The sequence below is a fragment of the Mesobacillus maritimus genome (genome assembly GCF_044803185.1).
Lineage (GTDB): Bacteria > Bacillota > Bacilli > Bacillales > Cytobacillaceae > Mesobacillus_B > Mesobacillus_B maritimus_B.
In genome coordinates, this window is sequence record NZ_CP085225.1 from 4,081,932 (window position 1) to 4,104,554 (window position 22,623).

17 protein-coding genes are annotated in these 22,623 nt (G+C 41.1%); 1 reads left to right on the forward strand and 16 read right to left on the reverse strand.

Annotated elements, in window-relative coordinates; genetic code table 11:
• Positions 1-24 precede the first annotated feature (24 nt).
• The 13 genes from LG336_RS19795 to LG336_RS19855 all read right to left on the reverse strand — a co-directional run bounded on the left by LG336_RS19795 (position 25) and on the right by LG336_RS19855 (position 18,590).
• The gene (locus LG336_RS19795; protein ID WP_404329202.1) at positions 25-1,020 is read right to left on the reverse strand and encodes an aromatic acid exporter family protein; all 996 of its coding nucleotides are present in this window, start codon (positions 1,018-1,020) and stop codon (positions 25-27) included.
• Between the two features lie 87 nt (positions 1,021-1,107).
• Positions 1,108-1,545 (reverse strand): BrxA/BrxB family bacilliredoxin, encoded by a 438-nt coding sequence (locus LG336_RS19800; RefSeq protein ID WP_404329203.1) that lies wholly within the window; start codon positions 1,543-1,545, stop codon positions 1,108-1,110.
• 1,428 nt (positions 1,546-2,973) lie between these two features.
• On the reverse strand, positions 2,974-3,987 hold the full coding sequence (gene meaB / locus LG336_RS19805) for a methylmalonyl Co-A mutase-associated GTPase MeaB (RefSeq protein WP_404329204.1): 1,014 nt from the start codon (positions 3,985-3,987) through the stop codon (positions 2,974-2,976).
• The gene (gene scpA, locus LG336_RS19810; RefSeq protein ID WP_404329205.1) at positions 3,988-6,183 is read right to left on the reverse strand and encodes a methylmalonyl-CoA mutase; all 2,196 of its coding nucleotides are present in this window, start codon (positions 6,181-6,183) and stop codon (positions 3,988-3,990) included.
• A complete protein-coding gene (locus LG336_RS19815; protein WP_404329206.1) occupies positions 6,167-8,047 on the reverse strand; it encodes a methylmalonyl-CoA mutase family protein in 1,881 nt (626 codons plus the stop codon). Before LG336_RS19815 ends, scpA begins: the two co-directional genes overlap by 17 nt.
• A 285-nt stretch (positions 8,048-8,332) precedes the next feature.
• On the reverse strand, positions 8,333-9,658 hold the full coding sequence (locus tag LG336_RS19820; protein ID WP_404329207.1) for a dihydrolipoamide acetyltransferase family protein: 1,326 nt from the start codon (positions 9,656-9,658) through the stop codon (positions 8,333-8,335).
• A gap of 19 nt (positions 9,659-9,677) precedes the next feature.
• Positions 9,678-10,661 carry an alpha-ketoacid dehydrogenase subunit beta gene (locus LG336_RS19825; protein ID WP_404329208.1) on the reverse strand — a complete coding sequence of 328 codons (984 nt, stop codon included), beginning with the start codon at positions 10,659-10,661 and terminating at the stop codon, positions 9,678-9,680.
• 12 nt (positions 10,662-10,673) lie between these two features.
• Positions 10,674-11,669 carry a thiamine pyrophosphate-dependent dehydrogenase E1 component subunit alpha gene (locus LG336_RS19830; protein ID WP_404329209.1) on the reverse strand — a complete coding sequence of 332 codons (996 nt, stop codon included), beginning with the start codon at positions 11,667-11,669 and terminating at the stop codon, positions 10,674-10,676.
• 59 nt (positions 11,670-11,728) lie between these two features.
• Complete coding sequence (gene lpdA / locus LG336_RS19835) at positions 11,729-13,150, reverse strand: dihydrolipoyl dehydrogenase (protein ID WP_404329210.1); 1,422 nt, start codon at positions 13,148-13,150, stop codon at positions 11,729-11,731.
• 28 nt (positions 13,151-13,178) lie between these two features.
• Entirely contained in the window at positions 13,179-14,252 is a 1,074-nt protein-coding gene (buk, locus tag LG336_RS19840) for a butyrate kinase (protein ID WP_404333233.1), read from the reverse strand.
• Between the two features lie 108 nt (positions 14,253-14,360).
• Entirely contained in the window at positions 14,361-15,455 is a 1,095-nt protein-coding gene (gene bcd / locus LG336_RS19845; RefSeq protein WP_404329211.1) for a branched-chain amino acid dehydrogenase, read from the reverse strand.
• Between the two features lie 17 nt (positions 15,456-15,472).
• Entirely contained in the window at positions 15,473-16,396 is a 924-nt protein-coding gene (gene yqiS, locus LG336_RS19850; protein WP_404329212.1) for a phosphate butyryltransferase, read from the reverse strand.
• A gap of 148 nt (positions 16,397-16,544) precedes the next feature.
• A complete protein-coding gene (locus LG336_RS19855; RefSeq protein WP_404329213.1) occupies positions 16,545-18,590 on the reverse strand; it encodes a sigma 54-interacting transcriptional regulator in 2,046 nt (681 codons plus the stop codon).
• A gap of 159 nt (positions 18,591-18,749) precedes the next feature.
• Here LG336_RS19855 and LG336_RS19860 point away from each other — a divergent pair, with 159 nt between their 5' ends.
• Positions 18,750-19,019: a DUF2627 domain-containing protein gene (locus tag LG336_RS19860; RefSeq protein WP_404329214.1), complete on the forward strand. Its 270-nt coding sequence runs from the start codon at positions 18,750-18,752 to the stop codon at positions 19,017-19,019.
• Here LG336_RS19860 and LG336_RS19865 read toward each other — a convergent pair whose 3' ends face one another.
• The 3 genes from LG336_RS19865 to spoIVB all read right to left on the reverse strand — a co-directional run bounded on the left by LG336_RS19865 (position 19,020) and on the right by spoIVB (position 22,566).
• Positions 19,020-19,757 carry a glycerophosphodiester phosphodiesterase gene (locus LG336_RS19865; protein WP_404329215.1) on the reverse strand — a complete coding sequence of 246 codons (738 nt, stop codon included), beginning with the start codon at positions 19,755-19,757 and terminating at the stop codon, positions 19,020-19,022.
• A 415-nt stretch (positions 19,758-20,172) separates the two neighbouring features.
• The gene (gene spo0A / locus LG336_RS19870) at positions 20,173-20,985 is read right to left on the reverse strand and encodes a sporulation transcription factor Spo0A (protein WP_404333234.1); all 813 of its coding nucleotides are present in this window, start codon (positions 20,983-20,985) and stop codon (positions 20,173-20,175) included.
• Between the two features lie 282 nt (positions 20,986-21,267).
• Entirely contained in the window at positions 21,268-22,566 is a 1,299-nt protein-coding gene (gene spoIVB, locus LG336_RS19875) for a SpoIVB peptidase (RefSeq protein ID WP_404329216.1), read from the reverse strand.
• Positions 22,567-22,623: the final 57 nt, after the last annotated feature.

Sequence of the window (22,623 nt, forward strand, 5' to 3'; positions counted from 1 at the left end):
CCGTATCACCTTCCTGCTTTTCCCTTAGTTTACTACCTCACTAGCATTCTGATTCGTTTCCTCTGGATTTTTTAATCCCTTAAACGAACGTTTTAACAGCAGATATTGTTCCATTTCATTAACAAAATGCAGAAGAGCCGCCCGAGCTTCAAACTCTTCCCTTGTTTTTGGTAGTGACATCCCTTCAAATTCGGTCCTCATCCTGTACAATTTTTCAAGATAATAAATGACAGTATTCCCTGGTTTAACCGCCTTGGAAAGTTGCTCTACAAACTCTGCAATCAAATGACCTTGTTCCACCTGATGAGGAATTGACGTAACCGATGGAAGCACTCTTTCGATGATTTCAAATTGTTTTTCACGAATCTTAAAATATTGATAATATAAATTTTCATTACGCAATAAATTATTCTCAACATCTTGTGATGCAAGTGCTTTTGCCTTCTCTAACCATGCAGCCGTTTCTGTCAACTCCTCTCCTCCCCAGTTACTTTCACCATTACGTAAAAAAACAGCGATTTCGGTGAAGATTTTTTTGAAGTTATCTTCAATCTTTATCTGGTACTCTTCTAGCTTTGCATCAGCACTTGGCATATATAGATTCATCATAAGTGCGATTCCAATCCCTATAAGTACTATCCCTAGCTCGTTTAATAACAAACTAGAAGTAACCTGTCCGGCGGAATAAATATGTAGCATAATAACACTGCTAGAAACAATCCCATCTTCTGCCCTGGCCATAACGGCAACCGGAATGAAGACAAGAAGCAGGAGTCCAATAACAAAAGGATGATAACCAATGAGTTCGAAAAATACAGATGAAAAAAACATCGCAATCAGGCAGGCTAGAATACGATCCCATGAAGCACGTAATGACCTTTTTTTAGTCACTTTAATACAAAGGATGGTTAATATCCCTGCGGATGTGAAATTTTGCAGTCCTAAATACTGAGCTAAAATAATGGCAAGAGCTGTTCCCAAAGCAGTTTTAAGGGTACGGTAACCAATTTTAAAATTCATTTGCTTATATTCTCCCAAAAATAAAAAGATGATTTTAGATAATCATCTTTTTATTCTAACAGAAATTTTATTTAGTTGGCTAAATCCTTAAACTTCTTCACAATATTGTTCGAAAGCTTGCTGAAGCTTCTGAACAACGGCCATTGGGTCATGCCCTTCAATATCATGACGTTCAATCATCGTCACAATTTCTCCGTCTTTTAGCAGGGCAAAAGATGGAGAGGATGGTGGATAACCGGTGAAAAAGCTACGTGCTTTTTCAGTTGCTTCTTTATCCTGCCCCGCAAACACCGTAACGAGTTGGTCTGGGCGTTTATCATAATGCAAAGCATGAGCTGCTGCAGGACGAGCGATTCCACCTGCACAACCACACACTGAATTCACCATAACTAGTGTTGTCCCTTTTTTCGTAAGAGTTTCCTCCACTTCTTCCGGTGTCGTTAACTCTTTATATCCTGTAGCACTAATTTCTTGACGTGCTTGGCGAACAACATCATTCATAAAAAAATTAAAGTCCATACTCACCAATTATCACTCCTTCTAGTAGGTTTATGTTATAAACATACTTATATCATACCAAGATACAGATGATTTTTTCAAACTCTAAACTTTTTTTTGAAAAAGAAGTTTACCTTTTCCAGATTCGGGAATAGTAACATTACAGCTAGATCCATACCCCTAAACTCCCTAGATGAAAGACAGCGCATGTTGCGCTGTCCTTTTTTTGTTTTAGCTATAGTTGATAGCTCACAGTCTGCTGGTCTATTCGAAAACTCAGAGGATGATTACTCTAAAGAAAAACATGTCGTTTTGTCCTAGAGCGGTGCTCTCAAGGACACTTTCTTTCCTTTTCCCAGTTGTTTTGTCCTTGAGCGGTGCTCTCAAGGACACTTTCTTTCCTTTTCCATGTCATTTTGTCCTTGAGCGGTGCTCTCATGGACATTTTCTTTCCTTTTCCCAGTTGTTTTGTCCTTGAGCGGTGCTCTCATAGACACTTTCTTTCCTTTCCCTAGTTGTTTTGTCCTTGAGCGGGGGTCTCATGGACACTTTCTTTCCTTTTCCCAGTTGTTTTGTCCTTGAGCCGTGCTCTCATAGACACTTTCTTTCCTTTCCCTAGTTGTTTTGTCCTTGAGCGGGGGTCTCATGGACACTTTCTTTCCTTTTCACAGTTGTTTTGTCCTTGAGCAGGGGTCTCATGAACACTTTCTTTCCTTTTCCTAGTTGTTTTGTCCTTGAGCGTTGCTCTCATGGACATTTTCTTTCCTTTTCCTAATTGTTTTGTCCTTGAGCCGGGGTCTCATGGACACTTTCTTTCCTTTTCCATGTCATTTTGTCCTTGAGCGGCGCTCTCAAGGACACTTTCTTTCCTTTTCCATGTCGTTTTGTCCTTGAGCGGTGCTCTCAAGGACACTTTCTTTCCTTTTCCATGTCATTTTGTCCTTGAGCGGTGCTCTCATAGACACTTTCTTTCCTTTTCCTAGTTGTTTGGTCCTTGAGCGTTGCTCTCATAGACACTTTCTTTCCTTTTCACAGTTGTTTTGTCCTTGAGCGTTGCTCTCATGGACATTTTCTTTCCTTTTCCTAATTGTTTTGTCCTTGAGCAGGGGTCTCATGGACATTTTCTTTCCTTTTCCCAGTTGTTTTGTCCTTGAGCCGTGCTCTCATAGACACTTTCTTTCCTTTCCCTAGTTGTTTTGTCCTTGAGCGGGGGTCTCATGGACACTTTCTTTCCTTTTCCCAGTTGTTTTGTCCTTGAGCCGTGCTCTCAACAATATGTAAGCCAAACACATTTCTATTTTATAGAAAAAAACAAGCGTGAACCCCAAAGGAATTCACGCCCGAAGTAAAGATAAATTAACGATTTAATTCTGCAGTTATTTTCATACCAGAAATTACAGTAGTTAGTTCAAGAGAACTGATCAACGCCTCTCACTACAATACATTTTTATTATACTAATCCCTTTGATGATAAACATTGAACAGCTCGTCCACAGCTGCTGCCACGGCTCTACTTCCGGATATCACTTCATTTTCAATTTTCGGGAGCAGACTTTTGATTCTTGCATCATGAAAGAAGCTCATTTGCAATTGATCGACAATCATGGAATGAATCCATTCTTTCATTTGCAGTCGCCTGCGATCTAAAAAGACACCTGAATCCTTTGTGGTTCTTTCAAACGTTAAGATCAATTCCCATATTTCTGAAATCCCGGTTTCTTTAAGTGAGGAACAGGTTAACGCCTTTGTTTCCCAGCCCTTTGTAGCGGGTTGTAGAAAATGGAGGATTCGATTATATTCCCCTTTGGTCTTCTTAGCTGCAACCTCATTAGCTCCATCTGCTTTATTAATAATGACCGCATCCGCCAATTCCATAATGCCCTTCTTCATACCTTGGAGTTCATCACCTGCACCAGTTAAAACAAGGAGCATAAAAAAGTCAACCATATCTCTGACAATGACTTCACTCTGGCCGACACCAACGGTTTCGACTAAAATAACATCAAAACCAGCTGCCTCGCACAAGAGCATGGTTTCTCTCGTTTTACGGTGAACACCGCCTAACTTCCCTCCAGATGGAGATGGCCGAATAAATGCTTTAGGATTTCTTGCTAACCTTTCCATTCGGGTTTTATCTCCCAAGATGCTACCCCCAGTCAAACTAGAGGTTGGATCTACAGCAAGTACAGCAACCTTTAAACCTTTGCTGCAAAGAAAGCTACCAAAGGCTTCAATAAAGGTGCTTTTCCCTGCACCTGGAACACCAGTAATTCCGATTCGGATTGCCCTTCCAGTTTGCGGCAGTACCTTTTCAAGCATTTTTTGTGCTTCGTGGAAATGATGCTCTGAATTACTTTCTACAAGCGTAATACCACGCGCCAAGGATATTCTATTTCCTTCAAGAATATCCTCAGCAAGCGCCATTGCATCAACGTCTCTACGGTTTGTTTTTTTTATAAACCTTCCCATTTAAGGAGTCACTTCCTCATACCCTAACCGTTCGTAAATAGATTTAATAACTTTTTGGGCCGAAACTGGTATAACCGTTCCTGGACCAAATATCGCGCTAGCCCCTTGGTCATAAAGGTATTGGTAATCCTTCGCTGGAATGACACCGCCTACAACGATTAAAATATCTTCACGTCCTAACTTCTTCAACTCGTTAACAAGCTGAGGAACAAGCGTTTTGTGCCCAGCTGCTAATGAGCTGATTCCAATAACATGGACATCATTTTCTACCGCTTGCAAGGCTGTTTCTTCAGGTGTTTGAAACAGTGGGCCAATATCGACATCAAAGCCAAGGTCTGCAAATGCCGTTGCGACGACTTTAGCACCACGGTCATGACCATCCTGTCCCATTTTGGCAATTAAGATTCTCGGTCTTCTTCCTTCATTCTCGAGGAACTCTTCGGTCATTTGTTTAACGACAGCCATTTCATCCTCATTGGAATAGGAGGAGCTATAAACCCCCGTGATTGAGCGAATAGTGGCTTTGTGCCTTCCAGCCGCTTTCTCAACCGCATCAGAAATTTCACCTAAAGTGGCTCTAACCCTGGCTGCTTGAACAGCAAGCTCTAAAAGGTTCCCTTTCCCAGACTCTGCTGCTGCAGTAAGTGCTTCTAATGCGTCTTTAACTTTATCTTGGTCACGAGTTGCCTTTAATTGTTCTAATCTTTCAATTTGCTTTAATCGAACGGCGGTATTATCAATATCCAGAATTTCCAATGGTTCCTCTTCAGTAGTTTGATATTGGTTAACCCCGATAATCGTTTCTTTTCCGGAATCAATTTGTGCCTGACGACGCGCTGCAGCCTCTTCAATTTTCATTTTTGGAAGCCCTGTCTCGATTGCCTTCGCCATTCCACCTAGCTCTTCAATTTCTTCAATATGACTCCAGGCACGGTCCACTAATTCTTTTGTTAAGGACTCAACATAATAACTTCCGCCCCATGGATCAATAACATTTGTAATGCCTGATTCTTCTTGTAAAAACAACTGGGTATTACGAGCAATGCGCGCTGAGAAATCCGTTGGCAAAGCAATTGCCTCATCAAGAGCATTCGTGTGGAGAGATTGTGTATGCCCCATTGCTGCAGCATGTGCTTCAACTAAGGTACGAATAACATTATTATATGGATCTTGTTCTGTCAGACTCCAACCAGACGTTTGCGAGTGAGTTCGCAGTGCCATAGATTTTGGATTCTTCGGATTAAAAGATTTCATCATCTTCGCCCATATTTGGCGAGCTGCCCGCATTTTTGCAACTTCCATGAAATAATTCATCCCAACAGCCCAGAAGAACGACAATCTAGGCGCAAAGGAATCAATATCGATACCGGCCTTTAAACCTGTTCTGACATATTCAAGACCATCCGCAAGCGTATAAGCAAGCTCAATATCAGCTGGAGCTCCTGCTTCTTGCATATGATAACCTGAAATACTAATGCTGTTGAACTTTGGCATATAGTTGGAAGTGTATTCAAAAATATCTGCAATAATTTTCATCGACATCTCTGGTGGGTAAATGTACGTATTTCTTACCATATATTCTTTTAAAATATCGTTTTGAATCGTTCCTGACAATTTTTCTTGTGAGACTCCCTGTTCTTCGGCTGTTACGATATAAAAGGCCATAATCGGAAGAACAGCCCCATTCATCGTCATCGAAACAGACATCTGATCGAGTGGAATCCCATCAAATAAAATCTTCATATCTAAAATGGAGTCAATCGCTACTCCTGCTTTTCCAACATCACCAACAACTCGAGGATGATCAGAATCATATCCACGGTGTGTTGCTAAATCAAAGGCAACGGATAGACCCTTTTGCCCCATCGCAAGGTTTCGACGATAGAAGGCATTGCTTTCCTCTGCTGTTGAGAATCCGGCATATTGCCTCACCGTCCAAGGTCGATTTACATACATCGTTGGGTAGGGCCCACGTGTATACGGAGACAAGCCCGGCTTGTCATCTACATGGGTTATGCCTTCCAGATCTTCTTTCGTATAAAGCGGCTTCAACTTAATTCCCTCGTTTGTATCAAAGAGCAGTTCATCAATGGACTGACTAATTTCTGCCTCTACTTTGCTCTTCAAATCCTCTGTGGACAATGGCTTTTCTTCTGCAAAAAGAGAGACTGTGCTAAAATCAGGCTTTTTCGACACCGAGAGCCACCTCCATTTCATTCAATAGATTAGCAAGAATTTCATAGTTATTGCTACGAAGATGATAAAATTGTTGAATCCCAGCTTCGGAAAGTTCCTCACTCATTGCTGCATCGGGTTTGCCAGCAAGACTAAGACCAATTTCAGGAAATTTCAATTTTATTTCTCTCACAAGGGTTACTCCAAATTCTGCATACTGACTATTATCCCCACATATACAGTACTGTTTTAAACCAGTTGACTTAATAAACTCAATGACAGCCTCAGAACCCTTTAATTCATCACTTCTAGAGGCTTCAATTCCACCTGCTGCCAAAAATCCATGAATGAAATCTGCACGAGCCTTATGGTTTTTTAAGTCTCCAAGACAGATTAAGCCAACTGCTGGATGGGCTCCGCTTTTCTCACCTATTTCCCAAGCTTTATTGCGGAGAAGTTCGTAAGGTTCTGCAATTCTCTTAGTCTCAAGTCTTTCGAACGTTTCTGAGGATGGAACCACTCGACTTTTACCAATCAAACTTGCCTTTTCGGCAACATTCGCATATACATTTGTACCAATGATACTTTGTTTCCTCATAAACACATCTTTTTCCCTTTGAGCTCTCACTTCAGAGATGTTCTTTTGTAAGCGGTTCGCTTTTAACTCTTCCACAATTCCTCCATGGTTATCTAGTTCAAGGAAAAGTCCCCACGCTTTTTTAGCTATTTCCTTAGTGAGAGTCTCAACATAATAGGAACCCCCAGCTGGGTCAGCGACTTTTTCGAGGTGAGCTTCTGCTCTAAGAATTAACTGTGTATTACGAGCGATTCGCTCTGAAAAAGCTGAGCTTTCTCCGGCTGCCTCATCAAGTGTGCCTACGCTCAAATACTGAACCCCACCTAGGACAGCAGAAAAAGCTTCATTTCCAGCACGTAGCAAGTTTACATATGGGTCATAAACAGTTTTGGTCAATTGGGAGGTTTCTGCGGAAATCACCATTTTCCGTAACTCCACATCAGCTCCATAGGCTTCCATAGCCTTATCCCATAGAATCCGCGCTGCCCTAAGCTTAGCAGTCTCCATGAAAAAGTTTGCGCCAACAGCAAAATGAAAGACGATTTTTTTTAGAGCTTTCTCTAATTCCCAGCCGTGATCAAGTAGCTTTTGTACATAGAAAACACCTGTCGCAAGCGCAATGCCCAATTCCTGAACAGCATTAGCACCACTATTCTGATAGGGAGTCGTATCAACCAGGATTGTTTTGACATCTGGCAACGATGAATCCGCTTTCTCAATGACTTCAATCCATTGTTGAAAGGTCTCTTTCTCTCCCAGATTAAAACTGCCTTTAGTTGCTGCCTCCGCAATAGGGTCAGAACCAAGAAAACCAGTCATCCTTCTTGTTTCATTTTGTAATTCTAAGACTACATCCAAAAAAGGACCGAAAAATTCTTTTGTATGAATACTCACTGGTCCTAAATCGGCAAATTCTTTAAGAAGCTCTTTTAAGCTAGCTCTATCTGAAAACAATTCCTCTGTTACGTCAAATGCTAGAGCATTTTGTCCTGCTGAAAAAGCCACTCGAGATTTTTCTATTAGCTGGTTAAGGTTTTTATAGGGTAATTTATTCGCAATATACCAGCTTTTCCGTTTGTACCTCACTCTTTCAATTCCTCGACTATAGTTGGACTCTCCTGGAAATTGGGATAAACCGTTCGGGTCCATATCCTCCTTTGTATAGAGGGGCTTAATTAGAATATTCTCATATGTAGCTTTGTAAAGGGTTTCAATACTTTTGCCCTTTAAAGACTCTTCCGCTTTATTAGCCCAGTCATTCGTGGTGCTAATTGGGAATGATATTTCTTTCATATTCTCAAGTTTCATAAGAGCTACTGCCCCCTTAAAAAAGGACAGTATGTCCCTCCTCTCTTTTATGGGAATAATAAATAAAAAAATTCTAACTATTCTACATTCATTTTAGTATACATACGCTAAACTGGCAATAAAGCTATTCTACTGGGTGAATGTGAAGGTTGATTTCCGCTCCAATCAACGCGTCAAATCAACAACTATCTTTAACACAGTCAAAAAAAGCACTACTTACACAATAGCTTATAAAGGGAATGGATCTCTCTTATAAGCTATTGTATAATGTAATGCTTTACTTCCTTAATAGATTGGGGTCTTGTCTTTTGAAGTGCCTTCTAAAATTTCCTTTACACGCTGTAGGAAGCGGCCACACACTAGCCCATCTAGAATGCGATGGTCAAGAGACATGCAAAGGTTTACCATATCTCTGACGGCAATCATCCCATTATTAACCACGATAGGTCGTTTAACAATCGATTCTACTTGCAAAATTGCAGCCTGTGGATAATTAATGATGCCCATGGACTGAACAGATCCAAAAGACCCTGTGTTGTTGACCGTAAACGTTCCACCCTGCATATCTTCTGAACGAAGTTTACCTGACCGAACCTTTTCAGCAAGTTCCGTAATCTCGCGGGCAATCCCTTTAATAGTTTTCTCGTCAGCATTTTTTATCACCGGAACGAACAGAGCATTATCGGTTGCCACGGCAATGGAGATATTAATATCTCTCTTCTGAATAATTTTATCTCCAGCCCACATCGAGTTTATTTCTGGGAACTCTTTTAGAGCTTGTGCTGCTGCTTTTACAAAAAAAGCAAAGAAAGTGAGGTTGAAGCCTTCCTTCTGTTTAAAAGAATCCTTTAAACTATTACGATATTCTACTAGGTTGGTTACGTCTACCTCAACCATTGTCCATGCATGGGGAACCTCTTGCTTACTCCTCATCATGTTTGTCGCGATAGCCTTCCTTATACCAGTTACTGGTATTTCAATATCACCAGTTCCAACTGGGATAGCGGCTGTTTGTGTTTGGGGTGGAGTTGTAGTAGTTGGCGATTCAGATTTATCCACCTTAACGGTCTGTGTCTCTTTTTCAGGTTCTCGTTTTGATTCACCCGGAGTAGCCCTAGGAATACTATCAGATTCAATGATTTTCATTAAATCTTTTCTCGTAATTCTTCCTCCTGCTCCACTTCCATCGACAAGAGAAAGGTCGATTCCATGCTCTTGCGAAAGCTTAAGAACAGCAGGTGAATACCTTCCACTATTAACCCCTTTGTTCCTACTCCTTTGTGTTTCATTTGCAGAGGTAGCTTCCAATGTATTTTCTTTATTTTCAACAGTCATTACTTGCTCTGTTTCACGAGTTACATTGTCGCTACCTTCTACCTCAATCAGTAAAATCACTTCACCAACTGACAACGTATCTCCTTCGTTCGCGATTAATTCTTTAATCGTTCCTGAGAAGGAGGAAGGAATCTCCGCATTTACCTTATCTGTCATGACCTCCGCTAATGGGTCATATTTCTTTACTTTATCACCTGGTCCAACAAGCCACTTACTAATGGTCCCTTCCGTTACACTTTCCCCAAGCTGAGGCATCGTGATTTGTTCAACTGCCAATGGATCGTCCTCCTCACTATCAGAATTCTGCAAGCTCTCTCATTGCTTTTTCAACTTTATCAGGATTAACCATAAAGAATTTTTCCATGGTCGGTGCATACGGCATGGCCGGAACATCCGGTCCTGCTAGTCGCTTAATTGGGGCATCTAACTCAAATAAGCAATTTTCTGCAATAATAGCAGAAACCTCACTCATGATGCTCCCTTCTTTATTATCCTCTGTTAAAAGTAGGACCTTACCCGTCTTTGAAGCAGCCTCGATAATGGCCTCTTTATCCAAAGGATAAACCGTTCGGAGATCAAGAATATGGGCGGAGATCCCGTCTTTTGCTAGTCTCTCGGCAGCTTGCAGGGCAAAATGAACACATAAACCGTAAGTGATCACGGTAATATCCTCCCCTTTTCGCTTTACATCTGCCTTTCCAATTGGAAGAACATAATCATCACTTGGAACTTCCCCCTTGATTAAGCGGTAAGCTCGCTTGTGCTCAAAAAACAATACAGGATCATCGTCTCGAATCGCTGCCTTTAGCAAGCCCTTAACATCATAAGGAGTGGAAGGCATAACAATTTTTAATCCTGGTTGATTGGCAAATATCGCCTCTACCGACTGCGAATGATACAATGCACCATGAATTCCTCCACCATAAGGAGCCCTTATCACCATTGGACAATTCCAGTCATTATTAGAACGGTAGCGAATTCTTGCCGCTTCAGAAATAATTTGGTTGACCGCAGGCATGATAAAATCAGCAAATTGCATCTCCGCAATGGGCCTCATTCCATACATCGCTGCCCCAATACCGACACCTGCAATAGCGGATTCCGCTAAGGGGGTATCAATGACACGTTGTTCACCAAATTTTTCATAGAGTCCTGCCGTTGCCTTAAAAACGCCACCCTTTTTACCCACGTCTTCTCCGAGGACAAAAACCTTTGAATCTCTTTCCATTTCTTCCCTAATTGCCTGTGTGACTGCCTCTATATAAGAAATGACCGCCATATTCGTTCCCCCTTACTCTTCAGCGTAAACATATTTTAATGCTAGCTCCGGTTCCGCATACGGTGCATTCTCCGCATAATCAGTTGCCTCGTTAACCAGTTCCATTATTTTCTCATCAACTTCTTTTTCCTTCTCATCATCTAGTACCCCGGTCTCCTTCAAATAAGCTGCAAAGGTGATGAGAGGGTCCTTCGTTTTAGCCTGTGCCACTTCATCTGGTGCGCGATAACTCCGGTCATCATCGTCTGAGGAATGAGGTGTTAATCGGTAGGAGATTGTTTCAATTAATGTAGGCCCTTCTCCTCTCCGTCCACGTTCAGCAGCCTCTTTCACAGCTTTATAAACCTCAAGAGGGTCATTCCCATCGACTGTAAAGCCCGGCATCCCATAACCAATGGCTCGGTCAGAAACCTTTTCGCATGCTAGTTGCTTTTCAAGTGGCACTGAGATTGCGTATTTATTGTTTTCGCACATAAAAATAACAGGCAATTTATGCACACCAGCAAAGTTTGCTCCTTCATGAAAATCTCCCTGGTTGGAAGAGCCTTCTCCAAAACTAGTATAAGCAACTATATTTTCCCCCTGCATTTTACCTGCTAACGCCACCCCAACAGCGTGTGGAACCTGCGTGGTTACCGGGGAAGAACCAGTAACGATTCGATTCTTTTTCTGACCAAAGTGACCTGGCATTTGCCTTCCACCAGAGTTAGGGTCTTCTGCTTTCGCAAATCCTGACAACATAATTTCTTTAGGTGTCATTCCAAAGGCTAAAACAACACCTAGGTCACGATAATAAGGAAGAACATAATCTTTTTCACGGTCCAGGGCGAAAGCAGCACCAATCTGGGCCGCCTCCTGTCCTTGACAGGAAATCACAAAAGGAATTTTCCCTGCACGGTTTAAAAGCCACATCCGCTCATCAATCCGGCGGGCAAGAAGCATTGTTTCATACATTTCCAACACCTGGTCATCACTTAAACCAAGTATCCGATGACGGTTTTCAACCATTCTTTTACCTCCCTAATATCAGTCCATTTTATCTACCAATCACCAATAAACGATGGAACTTATGCGTGTATTGCTTTCCCATCTACTGCTAAGGCCGCCTCGCCTATCGCTTCAGATAGGGTAGGGTGTGGGTGAATCGTTTTTGCGATTTCCCAAGGTGTGGCGTCTAAAACCTTTGCAAGTCCTGCTTCTGAAATCATATCTGTAACATGAGGTCCAATCATATGTACCCCAAGAAGATCATCTGTCTCTTTGTCAGCCACTATCTTTACAAATCCATTTGACTCCCCAAACACGAGTGCCTTGCCAATCGCTTTAAATGGAAACTTTCCTGTCTTTACCTGAAAGCCTTTTTCCTTCGCTTCTTCTTCCGTTAGCCCTACACTTGATGCTTCTGGAGAACTGTATATACATTTTGGTACGAGCGAATAATTGATTGGATGAGGATTGTTTCCGGCAATATGCTCAACGGCACAAATCCCCTCATGGGATGCAACATGTGCCAGCTGTAACCCTCCAATACAATCACCAATCGCATATATATGAGATTCTTTTGTCTGATAAAATTCATTTGTTACGATGGTGCCTTTCTCAACCTGGATTTCAGTATTTTCCATACCAATCCCCTCGACATTCGCCTGGCGTCCCACCGATACCAATAGTCTCTCCGCTCGAAACTCCTTCTCGCCACTAGCAAGCTCTGCCCGAATGCTGACATCATTCCCTTTTTGGAGAGTTTCTGGCAGTACCTTCGCACCAGTAATAATTTTTATTCCCTTTTTCTTCAGCAAACGTTGCATTTCACGTGATATATCCTTATCTTCAGTTGGGAGAATGCGGTCTGCATATTCAATAACCGTAACTTCAACCCCAAAGTCACACATCATTGAGGCCCATTCAATCCCGATAACTCCACCGCCAACAATGAGTATGGATTTAGGCAATTGCTCTAGGACCAGTGCTTCATCCGAAGTAAGGATTAATTTCCCATCCACCTCAAGGCCAGGCAGTGTCCTTGGTCTTGAGCCTGTTGCGATGATAACATTTTTAGGGATAAGCATCTCGTTATCCTGACCATTGTTCATTTCAACTGAAATAGTCCCTGGCATAGGTGAGAAAATGGAGGGACCTAGAATCCTTCCTAATCCTTGATACACATCTATTTTCCCTTGTTTCATTAAATGCTGTACGCCTTTATGCAATTGCTCAACAATTCGATTTTTCCGCTCTTGAACTTTATCAAACTGAACTTTCACTTCACCAGTAACAATCCCAAACTCTTCACTATGTTTTGCTGTTGAAAATACTTCCGCACTTCGGAGAAGAGCTTTACTCGGGATACACCCCTGATGTAGACAAGTACCACCTAGTTTCGCTTTTTCCACAATTGCTGTTTTTAACCCAAGTTGTGAAGCCCTGATTGCTGCAACATAGCCGCCCGTGCCACCACCTAAAACTACTAAGTCATATTCTTCAGCCATAATGTCCTCCTATTATAAGCATTTCATTCTAACCCGGGTAATTTTTCCCTTCCTCTTCTCCACGTAACACCCGTAATGCTCCTTCTGCAAGTGCCTGCAATTCATTTTCCCCGGGGTGAGCAATGACATCGGCAATCCAATTGACTCGTTCGGATATTTCATTCACAAATTCTTTTCCAAATGCAAGCCCCCCCGTTAGAACGATTGCATCAACTTTTCCATAGATAACTGCACTAGCAGCACCAATTTCCTTCGCAACCTGATAGGCCATAGCAGAATAAACGAGCCTCGCTTCTTCATTTCCATTTCGAATCATTTGTTCAACCTTGATGGCGTCGTTTGTCCCTAGATAACCGACAAGCCCCCCTTGCCCAACTAGTTTCTTTAGGATTTCGTCACGGTAGTATTCTCCAGAAAAACATAAGTTTACAAGATCTCCGGCCGGAACTGTCCCTGCTCGCTCTGGACTGAAAGGTCCGTCTCCATTAAGCCCATTGTTAACATCAATGACTCGACCATTTTTATGAACACCCACCGTAATACCTCCACCCAAATGAGCAATAATCAGATTTAGTTCATCATATTTTCTTCCTAATTCACTGGCCACACGACGGGCAACAGCTTTTTGATTAAGCGCATGAAAAATGCTTTTTCGTTTAATTAGGGAGAAACCAGAGACCCTTGCAATTTCGTCCAGTTCATCCACGACGACCGGGTCAACAATATAGGATGGGATATTTAAGGCGCTTGCAATTTCATAAGCTAGAATCCCCCCTAAATTGGAGGCATGTTGTCCAGAGTAACCCATTTCAAGGTCATCTAACATGGCTGCATTTACAGCATATGTCCCACCTTGTATGGGACGCAGAAGGCCCCCGCGTCCACACACAGCATTTAACTTTGAAACATTGATCCCCTGAGTATCGAGTGTTTCTAATATTGTGGCTTTACGAAACTCATATTGATCAATGATGTTTTCAAACGTGTTTATGGTTTCACTATCATGACGAATTGTTTGTTCGAAAAGCGGTACTTCGTTCGTAAATACTCCAATCTTTGTTGATGTTGACCCAGGATTAATAGCAAGGATTCGATACTCCATATGATGCAATTTATTAAACCTCCAGTTGAATTAACAAGGTAAGACTCCTTACCCTAGCGAATTAAAAGGGATGAAATATTAGATTAAACCCATTTATAGCAGCAAAAATTAACGTCGACTTAAGATGTGATGACCATTTTGTAAGAACTGACTGCGTGAGTTACGCATTCTCGCAATTCTTTCCTCAGCCATTCTGTCTGCAGCCATGTAAGTCGGGATTTGGTCCCGCTTGGCAATTTCAATAACCTTTGCAATATTTGTGTATATCTGCTCTACCTTCTTAAGGGCACGTTCTTGGTTATACCCATATAGTTCATCCGCTACATTAATTACTCCACCAGCATTTATGACATAATCCGGGGCATAAACAATCCCCATCTCATGAATAACATCACCATGTTTTGTATCTTTTAGCTGATTATTAGCGGCACCAGCAATAACCTTTGCTTTGATTTGTGGAATCGTCTCATCATTAATAACAGCCCCAAGTGCACACGGAGCATAGATATCACAATTAACGCCATAGATTTCATCTGGGTTAACAACTGTAGCACCGAATTCCTCTGCAGCCCTCTGAACTGCTTCTTTATTAATATCGGTTACAATTAGCTGCGCACCTTCTTCATGTAAATGGCGGCATAGATTATAAGCAACATTTCCTACGCCCTGTACGGCGATCACTTTGCCTTCTAGACTATCAGTTCCAAAGGCTTCTTTTGCAGCCGCCTTCATCCCGCGATAAACACCATAAGCCGTTACAGGGGACGGATTCCCTGAAGACCCGAACGCTGGGGAAATTCCTGTTACATAGTCTGTTTCCTCGTGAATTAGATCCATATCAGCAACAGTTGTACCAACATCTTCAGCAGTAATATATCGTCCATTTAGGCCTTGAATATAACGTCCAAACGCCCGGAACATTTCCTCATTTTTATCCTTTCGCGGATCGCCAATGATAACCGTTTTACCGCCACCTAGATTTAATCCTGCAGCAGCATTTTTATAAGTCATCCCCTTTGCGAGGCGAAGGGCATCTTCAATTGCAGCTTCCTCTGAAGCATAAGTCCACATACGGGTCCCTCCAAGAGCAGGGCCTAATGTTGTATCATGAATAGCAATAATCGCTTTCAAACCTGACTGTTTATCCTGACAAAAAACTAATTGTTCATAATCGTACTGTTCAAGGTAAGTAAAAATTTCCATATGATTCCCTCCCAAAATTATCCTAAGTCATCAATGTTAGACACAGATTCAATAGCAAGCGCAAGAGAATATAACTTACTTTCTGCTGAATCAGTTCTTGACGTTAAAACAATAGGCGCAGCCGCACCAGCTAGCACCGCTCCCACCTTGGCGTTTGCAAAGTAAACAAGAGACTTATATAAGACATTTCCTACTTCAATTGCCGGGACTAATAAAATATCGGCATCCCCCGCTATCTCCCCTTTAACGCCTTTATGTTTTGCAGCTAAGGCTGAAATGGCATTATCGAGTGCGAGCGGACCATCCACGATACAATTTGCAATTTGGCCCCTTCTATTCATTTGGGTCAAAACAGCAGCATCAATAGTAGCACTCATGGCTGGATTGACCAGCTCAACAGCTGCAAGCGGCGCAACCTTTGGTGTATTAATCCCAATTGCGTTGGCAACTGACACCGCATTCCGAATAATTTCTGCCTTTTGTTCGAGGTCAGGAGCAATATTCATGGCAGCATCCGTCAATAAAATCCATTTTTTATAATTGGGTATTTCAAATACCGCAACATGTGATAGTACTTTCCCCGACCTTAACCCAATTTCCTTATTTAAAACCGCTTTCAATATAATAGAGGTCGCAAGATTGCCCTTCATTAACACCTGTGCTTTTTTCTCGCGAACAGATTTAACAGCAAAGAATGCCGCTTCTTCATCTGATTCTATATGGATAATTTCAATCCCCGGATTTTCAATTAAACCTGGATGAATCTCTTTTAGAATGCTTTCAATTTCTGGTTTGTTTCCAACTAAAAGAAAATCAGCCAATCCTACCTCAATAGCCTTCGCTACAGCCTCCAATATGTCGGGTGCTGTAGCTGCAGCAATCGCAATTGTCTGTTTGTTCTTTTTTTGGGTTGCTTCTTCAATAAGTTGATCAAAATTCATTTACACTGTTTCAACCCTTTCCTACCTGTGCCGAAGCTCAATATAACTAATGCAAGAAGTGTGCCAAATTAAATGAACCATAATGTCTTATCCATATAAATAAATTCCTGCAATATTTTTCTCACTGCGCAATATACTGCATGCCAAATTATTCATACCCTAACTTTTCCAGTTTGTAATATAGACTTCTCACAGAGATACCTAGATACTTCGCTGCAAGTGTTTTATTTCCATTCACCTTTAACAAAGTATCCTTTATTATATTCATTTCATGTTTGTTCAATTGGTTCGCAAGTGTTTCGACCTGAGATAGATCGGTCGAGACATCTTGATTAGATTCTAAATGTCCTCCAACAAATTCAGGGAGATGGTATTCCTGAATTTCAAGCTCATGATAGTTCATAAAAATAATCGCTCTTCCTAAAACATTTTCTAATTCCCGAACATTCCCTGGCCAGTTGTAACTTAATAATTTTCGAACCGCACTGTTAGAGACATTTTCAATATTTCTTCCATAATCTTGATTGATTTTATGAATAAGACGATTACATAAAAGGGGGATATCCTCCTTTCTCATTCGTAGCGGCGGGATATGAATCGGCATCCGATTTAGTCGATAATATAAATCCTCTCTAAATGTTCCATTCGCTATTGCTTTTTCTAAATTAATATTTGTCGCTGCAATTACACGCACATTAATCGGAAAAGCCTTTGTCCCACCAACTCGAACAATTTCTTTTTCCTGTAGAACACGAAGTAGCTTCGCTTGAGTATTCGCTGGAAGTTCCCCGATTTCATCTAAGAAAATACTGCCGTTATTTGCTTCTTCAAAAAATCCCCTTTTTCCGCCACGCTTTGCACCTGAAAAAGCACCTTCTTCATAGCCAAACAGTTCACTTTCAAGTAACGATTCTGTTATGGCGGCACAATTGACTCGGATAAATTTATTAAACTTACGGTCACTTTCATTATGTATAGCATGAGCAAACAGCTCTTTACCTGTTCCCGATTCCCCTCTAAGAAGAACGGTCGCTGGTGTTTTTGCACCCAGGCGTGCTTGTTCAATCGCAAGATTCATTTCTTCCGATTTGCCAATGATATCCTCAAAGGTATATTTTGCCTCTAGCGTTCGAATGATTTGCCTTGCCTTAACTAACTCACGATTCAAGCTTTGTATCTCGGACATGTCATGGATTACCCCGACACTTCCTTTTAGTTTCCCATCAACAATGATTGGTGCTACATTAACAATCACTTCTTTTCGCTTTGGACCCACCCGCATCGCAACACCTCGAACGGGTCTTCTTGTCTCAAGAACCTTCATATGCATGCTTTCACCCTCGTATATATCAGCTGTTGCAGGCTTTCCTATCACTTCCTCTTCCGTCAATCCTGTAATCCGACTATAAGCACGATTTATAAGTATTCCCCTACCATTTTCATCTACAACTGAGATTGCCTCTTCACTTGATTGAATGATTGCCTCGAGCATCGTTTGAATTTCCTTTAAATTCGTGATTTCACCAGCAAGCCGAACTACTTCAGTGATTTCTTTAAACACAGCAAACGCACCAATCACACAGTCATTCTCATCAATCATCGGAATACGAGTAGTAATCACTTTTGGTCCATTCTCTAGAGTTAATTCCTGGTTGGTTTCAATTGCCCCCGTTTTCATAATGTAGGGAAGACGACTCTGAGGAATTACATCATGAATATGTTTTCCGATTGCCTCCTCAGGAGTTATGCCAGTGATTTTTGAAGCACTACGGTTAAAGAGAGTAATCTTCCCAGCTTTATTAACGACAATCATTCCATCGCCGCTGGAATTAAAAATAAGGTCATGCTTATAGGTTTCATTTTTAAGTTGGTGAATCAACTCTTCCCGTTCTTCCATTAAATTAGAAATCATATAAGCAACACTACCAGGCACAATAATCGTATTCTTTCCTCGAGCTTCACTAATACTCTTAAATACCTCGATATCGCCAGTAACATCTATTACTAAATCAATCTTTTCTGTTAAAAAGTCTTGCCAATTTACGCCTGTTGGAATCCCCATTTCTTTCGCGCGTTGTATGCCTGGGGCATTAGGGTTATGGTCAATAACAGCAATAATTTTGGTGGTTTGCTGTAACATTCCTAGAATCGCTAACCCACCTGTTCCTGCTCCCACAATTAAAATCTTCTGCATATTCCCACCCCTCTACTAAGAATTTTTTTGCATATCTATCCTTATACGTACGCAACATTCTGCACACAACCATTCTATTCCAATTTCAAGCTCTTGACAAATCTCTTCAATGTTTTATGATACTTTTGAAGGTAATACTTTTATTTGAAGGGAATCACTATGATTAGAATAATTGCACTTATTATAATGATAATACCTGGGGCCCTTGCAGCCTACGGGGTCAAACTTATGCGTGATATGGTGTTCGGTATTTTACAACCCCCCTTTCCCATTCTGTGGCTTCAATTTATTATCGGACTTTTCCTCTTTCTAGCCGGACTAGCTTTTATCGCTGGATTCATTTTGAGGCGTGACCGAAAACGGAATAAAGTCCAAGCACGATTCCGCATCCCTACAGGAACGGACACAACAAAAGGTCGTGACGAATAGTCACGACCTTTTCATGATTTCCATTCTTTTCTTTACGCCTTTTAAAGGATCATCTGTAATAATCGCAGAGCAACCAACTTTTATTAACCTTTCCATTTCTGTTTCTTTATTCACTGTATAAGGCCGAACAGCAATCCCTGCTTCAATGGCCTGTTTAATGATTTGATCGGGCGCCGCACGATAATGCGGGTGAAAGCCACTAGAACGGATAGATTTAGCATATATCCAAGGCATATAAAGGCCTTCAGCTAATAATGGTGCCGTCTCAATTTCTGGAGCCAAGCTTGTCGAGTGAACCACACTGTAATGGTTAAAAGAAGATAAAACAATTCGATTCTCAAGCTGATATTGCCTAACAAGAGCAATCACTTTCTCCTCCATCCCTTTATAGGGAAATAACCCGTTCTTAAACTCCACATTGCACACCATTGTATTTCCCATTAGCCATTCGAATACTTCTTCTAACAACGGAATCTTTTCTCTCTTGGCGAGTGATTTATACTGATGCCCAGCATCAAGCTTTCTTAATTCCTCTGCAGTGAAGTCTTTAATAAAACCCTTTCCATCCGTAGTTCGATTTACCTTTTCATCATGGATTACCACGAGTTCACCATCTTTTGTCATCTGTACGTCTAGTTCCAATCCATCCGCTCCTACAGATTCCGCCTCAACAAAAGCGAGCATCGTGTTTTCTGGGTAGTTGGCAGAATAACCACGGTGTGCCAGAATAAGCGTCAAAAGACCACATCCTTAAAAGAAATATCACGCTCAGCGAAATAACCGAAACGGGTTAGATTACGGTACCACTGTGTCACTACTCCTGAACTATCCCTATTTAAGAAAGGCTGTTTTCGTAAAGATTGTTGTTAAAATTGTAAAAATCTTAAAGCCGATTTTTACTACCTAAATCCGATTTTAACGCAAGGTAAGGGATTACGTACGTTATAGTAAGTTTGCAAGCCCTTTTCTCAAAAATAAATAGCTATTTTGCATGAACAAAGCTTCATCTATCCTATTTTGTATCCAAAAACAACAAAGTTTGAGAAAAGAGCCTTAAGAAAAAATAAAGAAACATCCTTCTGCAGCCTAAATTAGAGAAGGATGTTTTTATATTTTATCATACGAACTAGATATTATTTTATTCCTCGCCCTCTCAGGAAGCCTTATGCTCTAAGCGAAGTTTATCGGCAACCATCGCAATAAATTCGCTATTGGTTGGTTTTGCTTTAGACATACTGACCGTATATCCAAATAAAGAAGAAATCGATTCAATATTTCCTCTACTCCATGCAACCTCGATAGCATGACGAATCGCTCGCTCAACACGACTAGCAGTAGTATTGTATTTTTTTGCAATATCAGGGTATAAAACCTTTGTGATTGAACCAAGAAGCTCAATATCATTAAAGACCATAGAAATGGCTTCACGCAAATATAGATAGCCTTTAATATGTGCCGGAACACCTATTTCATGAATAATACTTGTAATGCTTGCATCTAGATTCTTCGGTTTTTGCTCCGGAGCGGCCTTATAGCTAGTTAGTGGCTTACGTGCATTCCCTTTTGCTTTACCGCTTACCTGACGGATATGATTCCCTAGGTTTTCCATATCAAATGGCTTTAAAATAAAATAGGATGCACCAAGGTCCACCGCGTTTTTCGTAACATCTTCCTGTCCAAAAGCAGTTAGCATTATAACATGTAAATTGTTTCTACCCATCTCACGAAGCTTTTCAAGAACGGCTAAACCATCAAGATGAGGCATAATGATATCTAAAAGTAAGACATCAGGATCGGCATCACTCAGCATTTCTAGGCAATCCTGCCCATTGTGAGCCACTCCAACAACTTCCATATCTTCCTGAGAAGAAATATATTCTTCTAACAATCCTACTAGTTCCCGATTATCGTCTACGACGCAAACTTTAATTTTATTCACTTCCTTGGTTCCTCCTCTGTCCCAAATGTTCTCTCGTCTGTCCTATTAACTATTCTAAATGACTAATTCGACAATGCAACAGGAAATCCTTTTATTTTTTATATTTTCTTAAAAAAGGAAGAAATTCTAGTAAATCCTCTTGTTTCCTCCGTATTTCGACTTATTTCGCTTGTTGACAAATTACCCATTGAGATTTTGTCGAATAATCTTTGCATTTCTCATAAAAAGCGCCTTGCCCCAAAAGGACAAGGCGCTTTATCCAAGTTTATTTTACCTGTTTCTGCTCACTTAGTCACTATCTTTTATCAATTAACTCGCATTTTCGCGAGGTTTTTCATAAATATTAATTCCAGCTTCGTTAAGCATCCATTCGATGTGAACCCCATAGCCACTTGTTGGGTCGTTAACGAATACATGGGTGACAGCCCCAATGACCTTTCCATCCTGGATAATTGGGCTACCGCTCATCCCCTGAACAATGCCTCCAGTTTTAGCTAAAAGCTTAGGATCGGTCACTTTGATAACCATTCCCTTCGTAGCAGGAAACTTTTGCGGGATTGTGCTAACAATTTCTATGTCAAAAAGGTTTACCTTATCGTTTTCAACTACAGTTAAGATTTGCGCAGGACCTTCCTTTACTTGATGCGAAAGAGCAATTGGCATTGGTTTATCAAGAATGCCATTCTGTATATCATCATTTAGTTCCCCAAAAATTCCATAGGGGCTATTTCGTGTGATGTTTCCAATGATCTTACGATCTGATGAAAAACGAGCTAGTTTTTCGCCTGGATCACCATTTGCACCTTTTTCAATAGAAGTCACCGTCGAACGAACAATTTGTCCATCCTCAACGACGATTGGCTTCTTTGTATCCATATCGGAGATGACATGTCCAAGTGCACCGTATTTGCGTGAATCAGGGTGGTAGAACGTCATTGTACCAATTCCTGCAGCAGAATCACGAATGTAAAGGCCCAGCTTGAAAGTATTTTCATGTTCATCCTTCTTTGGTTCTAGAGTAGTCTCAATTTTTTCTGTTTCTCGTTTGAGCACGATTTTCATTGGCTTACCTGTTTTTCCTGATTCTTGAACAAAAGGGCCTACATCGGCCATTTTTTCAATTCGCTTTCCATTAATTTCTGTGATGATGTCACCGACTTTTATACCGGCAGTTTCCCCTGGGGAAACTTTTCCTTCTAGAGTTTGTACCTGATGATGTCCCACTACTAGAACACCTACTGTATTCAGTTTAACACCAATGGACTGTCCCCCTGGCATCACTCTGAAATCCTTCAATACATTAACATCTACCTTTTTTATCGGCAGACCTGCCAGTTCCAGAACCAATTCATCTTTACCTTGATCTACAGCTTTAATCGATATCGAATCATCATCTTGCTCTGTATTAATTTGTTTACTATTTGAATCAACACTTGCCAAGGCGGGGAGGGAGTTGGTAAGAGCGAACTCCTGACCTTCAAATAAAGTTATTTCCTTAGGGATTGAGATATAATCCTGTACAGGTTTCGAAAAACCCATAACGATTAATGAAACAAGGAGAATTCCACCAATAACTCTTCTGAGAAATTCTTTTTTCAATCTTTTCACTCTCCTCGCTTCTAGTTCACACACATCTTATGGCTACAGTCTTAATTTTGCCTTGAC

Bases quoted from the DNA above. Each gene is read 5' to 3' on its own strand.
- LG336_RS19815 (WP_404329206.1), bottom strand. From the start codon at position 8,047: ATGAAACTTGAGAATATGAAAGAAATATCATTCCCAATTAGCACCACG.
- LG336_RS19795 (WP_404329202.1), bottom strand. From the start codon at position 1,020: ATGAATTTTAAAATTGGTTACCGTACCCTTAAAACTGCTTTGGGAACA.
- lpdA (WP_404329210.1), bottom strand. From the start codon at position 13,150: ATGGCTGAAGAATATGACTTAGTAGTTTTAGGTGGTGGCACGGGCGGC.
- bcd (WP_404329211.1), bottom strand. From the start codon at position 15,455: ATGGAAATTTTTACTTACCTTGAACAGTACGATTATGAACAATTAGTT.
- yqiS (WP_404329212.1), bottom strand. From the start codon at position 16,396: ATGAATTTTGATCAACTTATTGAAGAAGCAACCCAAAAAAAGAACAAA.
- buk (WP_404333233.1), bottom strand. From the start codon at position 14,252: ATGGAGTATCGAATCCTTGCTATTAATCCTGGGTCAACATCAACAAAG.
- meaB (WP_404329204.1), bottom strand. From the start codon at position 3,987: ATGGGAAGGTTTATAAAAAAAACAAACCGTAGAGACGTTGATGCAATG.
- LG336_RS19830 (WP_404329209.1), bottom strand. From the start codon at position 11,669: ATGGTTGAAAACCGTCATCGGATACTTGGTTTAAGTGATGACCAGGTG.
- LG336_RS19825 (WP_404329208.1), bottom strand. From the start codon at position 10,661: ATGGCGGTCATTTCTTATATAGAGGCAGTCACACAGGCAATTAGGGAA.
- LG336_RS19860 (WP_404329214.1), top strand. From the start codon at position 18,750: ATGATTAGAATAATTGCACTTATTATAATGATAATACCTGGGGCCCTT.
- LG336_RS19855 (WP_404329213.1), bottom strand. From the start codon at position 18,590: ATGCAGAAGATTTTAATTGTGGGAGCAGGAACAGGTGGGTTAGCGATT.